The sequence below is a fragment of the Streptomyces albidus (ex Kaewkla and Franco 2022) genome (assembly GCF_013870515.1).
Classification (GTDB): Bacteria; Actinomycetota; Actinomycetes; order Streptomycetales; family Streptomycetaceae; genus Streptomyces; species Streptomyces albidus.
This window is the reverse complement of the sequence record NZ_JACBXA010000270.1, coordinates 1-7316: the sequence shown is the minus strand read 5'-3', so window position 1 is coordinate 7316 and position 7316 is coordinate 1. Positions and strand designations below refer to the sequence as shown.

The 7316-nt window shown below is 70.4% G+C and carries 6 protein-coding genes and 2 pseudogenes; 5 read left to right on the top strand and 3 right to left on the bottom strand.

Annotation, left to right across the window (positions count from 1 at the left end; translation table 11 throughout):
* The 3 genes and pseudogenes from H5J26_RS26275 to H5J26_RS26265 all read left to right on the top strand — a co-directional run.
* Positions 1-649 (top strand): annotated as a pseudogene (locus H5J26_RS26275) (transcriptional regulator); the annotation flags it as partial.
* A 69-nt stretch (positions 650-718) separates the two neighbouring features.
* Positions 719-2242, top strand: a complete 1524-nt coding sequence (locus H5J26_RS26270; protein ID WP_181768455.1) for an aldehyde dehydrogenase family protein — start codon at positions 719-721, stop codon at positions 2240-2242.
* A complete protein-coding gene (locus tag H5J26_RS26265; protein ID WP_181768454.1) occupies positions 2242-2643 on the top strand; it encodes a DUF779 domain-containing protein in 402 nt (133 codons plus the stop codon). The genes H5J26_RS26270 and H5J26_RS26265 overlap by 1 nt, the downstream gene beginning before the upstream one ends.
* 120 nt (positions 2644-2763) lie before the next feature.
* On the opposite strand, the gene H5J26_RS26260 is transcribed toward H5J26_RS26265, so the two are convergent.
* Together H5J26_RS26260 and H5J26_RS26255 are read right to left on the bottom strand one after the other, a co-directional pair.
* Positions 2764-3618 carry an MOSC domain-containing protein gene (locus H5J26_RS26260; RefSeq protein WP_181768453.1) on the bottom strand — a complete coding sequence of 285 codons (855 nt, stop codon included), beginning with the start codon at positions 3616-3618 and terminating at the stop codon, positions 2764-2766.
* 42 nt (positions 3619-3660) lie between these two features.
* Positions 3661-4200: a DUF6643 family protein gene (locus H5J26_RS26255; RefSeq protein WP_181768452.1), complete on the bottom strand. Its 540-nt coding sequence runs from the start codon at positions 4198-4200 to the stop codon at positions 3661-3663.
* A 252-nt stretch (positions 4201-4452) separates the two neighbouring features.
* Between H5J26_RS26255 and H5J26_RS26250 the strand changes: the two genes are divergently transcribed.
* Entirely contained in the window at positions 4453-5742 is a 1290-nt protein-coding gene (locus tag H5J26_RS26250; protein ID WP_181768451.1) for a TerD family protein, read from the top strand.
* Between the two features lie 48 nt (positions 5743-5790).
* Here the strand turns inward: H5J26_RS26250 and H5J26_RS26245 are convergent, their stop codons facing one another.
* Entirely contained in the window at positions 5791-6951 is a 1161-nt protein-coding gene (locus tag H5J26_RS26245; RefSeq protein WP_181768450.1) for a glycosyltransferase, read from the bottom strand.
* Positions 6952-7103: 152 nt separating this feature from the next.
* Here H5J26_RS26245 and H5J26_RS26240 point away from each other — a divergent pair.
* Positions 7104-7316: pseudogene (locus H5J26_RS26240) on the top strand (glutamate racemase); the annotation flags it as partial.

Genomic DNA, 7316 nt, shown 5'->3' with positions numbered 1-7316 from the left:
CCTCGGCTGCGACGAGGCCCTGCTCGACGCGGGGAGCGGCACACCACTGCGGCTGGGGCGGCGCCACAGCGAGATCATGGTGCTGCTCGCCGCGCACCCCGAAGGCCTCACCGGCGAACGGCTCGCCCTCGAGCTCTACGGGGAACGCTCCGTCACGCCCGTCACGCTGCGCGCCGAACTCTCCCGGCTGCGCGGCCTGTTGGGGCCGTTGCTCGACTCCCGCCCGTACCGCCTGAGGCAGCGCCCGTGGACCGAGTACGAGGCCGTCGGCGACGCTCTCTCCGCGGGGGACCTGCGTTCCGCGCTCGCCGCCTACCGCGGCCCGCTGCTCCCGCTCTCCGACTCTCCCGGCGTCGTCAGGCTCCGCAGGCTGCTGGAGGACCGGCTGCGCCGCGCCCTGCTGAGTTCTCAGGACCCCGCCCTGCTGGAGGAGTGGGTGCGCACCCCGTGGGGTGAGGACGACCTGGAGGCGTGGGAAGCGCTCCTGAGCTGCCGTCACTCGAGCGAGACGCGCAGGGTCACCCTCGCCTCCCGCGTGCGCGAACTGCGCCGCTCCTACGGCCTGGAGGCTGCCGGAGGCTCCGCGAGGTGGCAGCACGGAGCGGATGGGGAAGCGCACGCAACGTATCCGCAACGTTCCCGCCTCTAGCCTCTCCCGCAGATCGAGCCCGCCGACGCACGAGGCGGGATCGCCCGTACCAATGGGGAGGCAAGCAAGATGAGCCGCTACGCCGCGCCCGGGTCCGACGGGGCCGTGATGAACTACCAGTCGCGCTACGACCACTGGATCGGGGGCGGCTACGTCGCCCCGAAACAGGGCGGCTACTTCGAGAACCCCACTCCTGTGACAGGAGCGTCCTTCACGGAGATCGCCCGCGGAACGGCGGACGACGTGGAGCGCGCCATCGACGCCGCGCACGAAGCAGCGGGCCCATGGGGACGCACCTCCGCGGGCGATCGTGCCGCCGTCCTCAACAAGATCGCCCAGCGAATGGAGGAGCACCTCGAGGAGCTCGCGGTCGCGGAGAGCTGGGAGAACGGCAAGCCGGTGCGGGAGGCCCTGGCCGCCGACATACCCCTGGCCATCGACCACTTCCGCTACTTCGCCGGCGTGCTGCGGGCCCAGGAGGGCTCGCTCTCCGAGATCGACGAAGACACCATCGCCTACCACTTCCACGAACCTCTCGGCGTCGTCGCCCAGATCATTCCGTGGAACTTCCCGATCCTCATGGCGACCTGGAAGCTGGCACCCGCGCTGGCCGCCGGCAACGCGGTGGTCCTCAAGCCCGCCGAACAGACCCCGGCGTCCATCCACTTCTGGATGAGTCTGGTCGCCGACCTGATCCCGCCGGGCGTGGTCAACATCGTCAACGGCTTCGGCGCGGAAGCGGGCAAGCCGCTGGCGAGCAGCCCCCGCGTGGCCAAGGTCGCCTTCACCGGCGAGACCACGACGGGCCGCCTGATCATGCAGTACGCCTCGGAGAACCTCAAGCCCGTCACGCTCGAACTCGGCGGGAAGAGCCCCAACATCTTCTTCGACGACGTCTCCGTCGCGGACGACGACTTCCTCGACAAGGCACTCGAGGGCTTCACCATGTTCGCCCTCAACCAGGGCGAGGTGTGCACCTGTCCGTCCCGTGCACTCATCCAGCAGGGCCACTACCGCGAGTTCCTGGACGCCGGCATCGCCCGTACGGAGAAGATCGTCCAGGGGCACCCGCTGGACACCGAGACCATGGTGGGCGCCCAGGCCTCCAACGACCAGCTGGAGAAGATCCTCTCCTACCTCGACATCGGCAAGCAGGAAGGCGCACGGGTGCTGACCGGCGGCCAACGTGCCGAGCTGGGCGGCGAGATGGAGGGCGGCTACTACGTGCAGCCCACCATCCTCGAAGGCAGCAACCAGATGCGCGTCTTCCAGGAGGAGATCTTCGGGCCGGTCGTGGCGGTGACCTCGTTCAGCGACTTCTCCGACGCGATCGCGACGGCCAACGACACCCTCTACGGGCTCGGCGCCGGCGTGTGGACGCGCGACGGCAGCACCGCCTACCGGGCGGGGCGTGCGATCCAGGCCGGACGGGTGTGGACCAACTGCTACCACGCCTACCCGGCGCACGCGGCGTTCGGCGGATACAAGCAGTCGGGCATCGGCAGGGAGAACCACCGGATGATGCTGGACCACTACCAGCAGACCAAGAACCTGCTGGTGAGCTACTCGCCGAAGAAGCTCGGGTTCTTCTGATGGCGTCCGCTGAGCAGACGGAGGACGGCCGGGCCGAACCCCAGGCCCCTGAGCGCGTCGCCGTCACCGACGAGGCCGCCACGATGATCCGGAAGCTGACGGATCAGCACGGGCCGCTGATGTTCCACCAGTCCGGCGGCTGCTGCGACGGCAGCTCGCCGATGTGTTACCAGCTGGGGGAACTGCGCACGGGTGACTCGGACGTACTGCTCGGCCGGCTGGAGGTGGACGGCGTCGCCGAGACGGTGCCGTTCTGGATGTCCGCGAGCCAGTTCGCGTACTGGAGCCACACCCACCTCACGGTGGACGTGGTGCCGGGCCGCGGCAGTGGATTCTCGCTCGAAGCACCGGAAGGAGTGCGCTTCTTGATCCGCTCCCGCCTGCTGGAGGGGAGCGACTGAACGGCCGGCCGGCGGACCGGGAGAAGGGTCCGTCGGCCGGGCGCCGAGGGGGTGTCCCCAGAGTCGCGCCCCAGGCGGGACTCTGCGGACACCCCCTAGGCCGACTCGGCGGGGTGTGCGCTATGCGAGTACCTCGAACGAGTCACCACTGCGCACCCTGCCCGTGCGCTCGGGGATCAGGTTCTGGCCGAAGACCAGCTGGTCGCCGAAGCGACGGTGGCGGGCCAGGGTGCGCAGTGGCTCCTTGCCGCGCTCCGCCGTCGACTGATCGGTGGTCGTCACCACGCACCGTCCGCACGGCTTCGCCACCCGGAAGACCGCTTCGCCGATACGGACGCGGCGCCAGGAGTCCTCCGCCCAGGGCGCCGTGCCCTCGATGACGAGGTTGGGCCGGAAGCGGCTCATCGGCAGCGGGCCCTCATCCGCGTGATCCCCTTGTGCGATGAGGGAGTTGAGCCCGTGCAGCGAGGACAGCGAGGCCACCAGGAGCGGAAAGCCGTCGGCGAAGGAGACTGTCTCGCCGGGGCGTGAGGTCTCAGGCTCGATGTGGCGCCGCCGTTCCGGGGCGTCCATGTACACCAACTGCGCTTCTTCGCCCAGGTAGTCGGAGAACCAGGCGCTCGCCTCCGCGGCCGCCGGGACGACCTCGATCTTCTTACGGAAAAGCTGTACCGGGACGGTCCCCTGATCGTCCGGTGGTACGTCGACCTCCAGCGCCTCTCTCCCCGCGGCCGTGACCCGGATTCCCCATCCCCCCGGACTTCGTCCGGACGGACCCCCGGGCAACGGCTGTGCGGTGACGAGCGCAAGGCGTGGGTGCTCGCGCTGCGTCAACTGGTTTCCATCAGGCGCTGTCAGCATCCAGCGCCTGTCACCGGCCGGGCCCCAGGGCTCGACCGTCAACTCCTCGCTCACCGTCCCCGCCAGTGCCTTCACCGGGTAGACGTGGAGGGAGGCCAGCCTCGCGGTCGTCATGAGGCCATCCTGCCACCCTGCACGGACAGTTGAGCGCTGGGATCAGTAGCCGCGACCCTGGTACTGGTGACCGCCGTAGGGGTCGTCGTAGGAGTTGTTCGGCATCTGCCTCGGTGCGGCCGGGCGGGGTGCCGCGGGGCGAGGAGCAGCCGGCCGCGGTGCGACAGGGCGCATCTGCTGGGGCGGCGTGGGCTGTTGCTGCTGGTACTGCTGGCCGCCGGGATAGCCGTAACCCTGCTGCGCGGGTGCCTGCTGCGGGATGTACGGAGCGGGCGTCTGCTGCAGCGGAGCCGACTGCAGGGGCGCGGGCCGTGCCATGCCGGGCGGGGGCTGCTGGCCCATGGTGCCCGGATAACCCTGTTGCGGAGCGTTGTACTGCTGGTGGCTCGGGCCGGCCGGCAGGGCGGGGAGCGCCGGCGGCAGAGCGGGGAGGGAGTGGCCGATCGGTTCGTACGCCGACGGGACCCGGATCGGCGCGATCTGCGGCGTGCCTCGCTCGTTCACGAGCATGTCGTAGATCGGGGTGTCTGGGTACGAAGGGCCAGCGTAGTAGCCGCCAGGGGAGTAGCGGGGGGAGGTCATGCCCATAAGGTAAGCCCAACATGTGGCCGTTGGGGAGCCCGGTCAGAGGGCCGTTTCTTGTGCTTGCAGTGACGCCGTATCACTAATACGAGCGAACCTGGGGAAAACGGTCACGTTGTCATGTCGAGATGTTGTAAAGAGATCCGTCACTCGCCGCTGCACGGCCGTTGGAATAGGTTGGCGACGCGGGCCGGCAGGGGTTGAGCCGCTGCCACAGGAACAAGCAGCAACATGGGGCACAAGGGGAGTGGCATGACGATGCAGAAGGGCACCAACGTTCCGGTCGCCGCGGCATCCGTCCGTATCGAACTCGGCTGGCAGCAGGGCGCGGGCGTTCCGGATGTGGACGCCTCGGCGCTGCTGCTGTCCTCGGGCAAGGTCCGGTCCGACGGCGACCTCGTCTTCTACAACCAGCCCGCGCACGCCTCAGGCGCGGTGCGCCACGACGGGAAGAACCCCCAGGGCGGCGCCGTCGTCGACGCGTTGAGCGCCGATCTGCACCGCGTTGAGGGTGACGTCGACCAGATCGTGGTGGCGGCCTCCGCCGAAGGCGGCAACTTCGGGCAGGTCTCCGGGCTGTACGTACGGGTGGTGGACTCAGCCGGCGGTGCGGAGCTCGCACGCTTCGAGAGCACCGACGCCACCGTGGAGACGGCGTTCGTCCTCGGCGAGCTCTACCGCAGGCAGGGCGGCTGGAAGTTCCGCGCCGTCGGGCAGGGTTACCAGAGCGGACTGGCCGGTCTGGCAACGGACTTCGGGATCAGCGTCGACGAACCGGCACCGGCGCCTGCAGCTGCACCCGCTCCCCCCGCTGCACCCGAGCCTCCCCGCCAAGCTCCCACGCCCCCCGCGCAACAGCAGCCCTCCGCGCCCGCGAGCCCGTCGGCCGCGCCGCCGGAACCGGTTCGGCTGACCAAGGTCACGCTGACGAAGGAGGCGCCCTCCGTCTCCCTCACCAAGCAGGGCGGCACCTCGGGATCGCTGCGGGTCAACCTCAACTGGCAGGTCCACAAGCAGTTCTCCGGCTGGGGCAGGAAGCTCGGCAAGGCCATTGCGGCGCACTCCGACCTCGACCTGGACCTGTGCGCCCTCTTCGAACTCACCGACGGACGCAAGGGCGTGGTCCAGGCGCTCGGCAACGCCTTCGGCTCGCTGCACCAGCCGCCCTTCATCCACCTCGACGGCGACGACCGTACGGGCGCGGTCTCCTCCGGAGAGAACCTCACCGTCAACCTGGACCACGCCAGGGACCTGCGGCGGATCCTCATCTTCGTCACCATCTACGAGGGCGCCCGCAGCTTCGCCAGCGTCAACGGCACCGTCACCCTGCAGCCCCAGCACGGCGCGCCCGTCGAGTTCTCGCTCGACGAATGCACCGTCGCCTCCAACGTCTGCGCACTGGCGCTCATCACGAACGAGGGCGGCGACCTGGTCGTGCACCGCGAGGCCCGCTATCTCGTCACCCAGCGCGGCAGCAGCCCGCAGCGCACCGTCGACGCGGCCTACGGGTGGGGCATGCAGTGGACGCCGGGCCGCAAGTGAGGCTCGCACAGCGGAGTCCGGCCGGATGGTGCCTGCGGGAAGGGCGGCTCAGGTCCCCGGCCGTGTCCTCTCGGGAGCGTAGGTGCGGCCCTTCCAGGCCGCGCCGCGCCCGCGGTGGTGCTGCCGGGCAGAGTCGAGCGTCATCAGCAGATACAGCGCGGCGGTAGCCGGGAGGGTGAGGGCCCACCAGGGCGCCAGGCCGTAGTAGCGCAGCATCGGCACGTACGTCAGCGTCATCACCGCCCACGCCACCGCGCCCACCGCGGAACCGGCCAGTGCCGTGATCGGCGGCACCAGATACACCAGGGCCAGCCCGAGGACCGTGCCCGCCAACACCAGCGGGCTGTGGCCCAGTTGCGCGTACGCGCTGCGCGCCACCATCTGCCACAGCTGCGGGAGACGGTCGTACGGGCGCACGCTGTCGACGCCGTCCGCCAGCCCGAGCCAGATCCGGCCCCCGCCCCCGCGCTTGACGGCGCGGGCGAGTGTCACGTCGTCGATGACAGCGCCCCTGATGCTCTCCGGAAGCCGTGCGCGCAGCGCCGCGTCGTTCCGCAGCAGCACGCAGCCCCCGGCCGCAGCAGCCGTACGGGCCGAGGGGCGGTTCACCCAGCTGAAGGGGAAGAGCTGCGCGAAGAAGTAGACGAAGGCGGGGACGATGAGGCGCTCCCAGCCGCTGTCCGCCCGCAGTCTCGCCATCTGCGAGACCAGGTCCAGGCGGCTGCCGATCGCCGCGCTGACCAGGCCGCGCAGTGAGCCGGGCGCGTGTGCGATGTCCGCGTCGGTCAGCAGGAGGAAGTCGGCGTCGGTGCGTTCACGGGCGAGGGCCATCCCGTGGCGCAGCGCCCACAGTTTGCCCGTCCAGCCCGCCTCCGGTTCACCGGGCGAGTCCACGGTCAGCGCGAGCCCTTGCGGTGGGGCGAGGACGGCCAGTTGCCGTGCGAGTGCTCCGGTCCCGTCCGTGGAGCCGTCGTCGACGAGGAAGATCTCCGCGCGTCCCGGATAGTCCTGAGCGAGGAGGGAGGGCAGGCTCAGCGGCAGTACCTCCGCCTCGTCCCGCGCGGGGACCACGATCGCCACGGTGGGCCAGTGTGACGGCTCCTCACTCGGCGGCAGACGGATGTCCGTACGCCAGAACAGGCCCTGCCCCAGCAGCAGCCACAGCCATGCGGCCAGCGAAGACGCGGCGATCCAGGTGAGCAGGCTCATCGCCGCAGTCTGCCGCACGGCACCTGCCGGTCACGGGAGGGCGGGCGCGCCCGGAAGTGCCGGTGTCGGACCGGCCCCGGCGCTGCGCGGAGCGCGGTGGCCGCCCCTGCCCGCGGATCAGCCGCATGGCCCATCGACTAGAGTTTCGTGCCGTGAAGATCGCGCTCGTGGACTCGGGACTCGGCCTGCTCGCCGCAGCGGCAGCGGTACGCAAAGCGCGCCCGGATGCCGACCTCGTCCTCTCCAGTGACCCCGGCAGCATGCCCTGGGGCCCCCGCACCCCGGACGACATCACCGCGCACGCCCTCGGCTGCGCCAAGGCGGCCGCCGCACACGAGCCCGACGCGCTGATCGTCGCCTGCAAC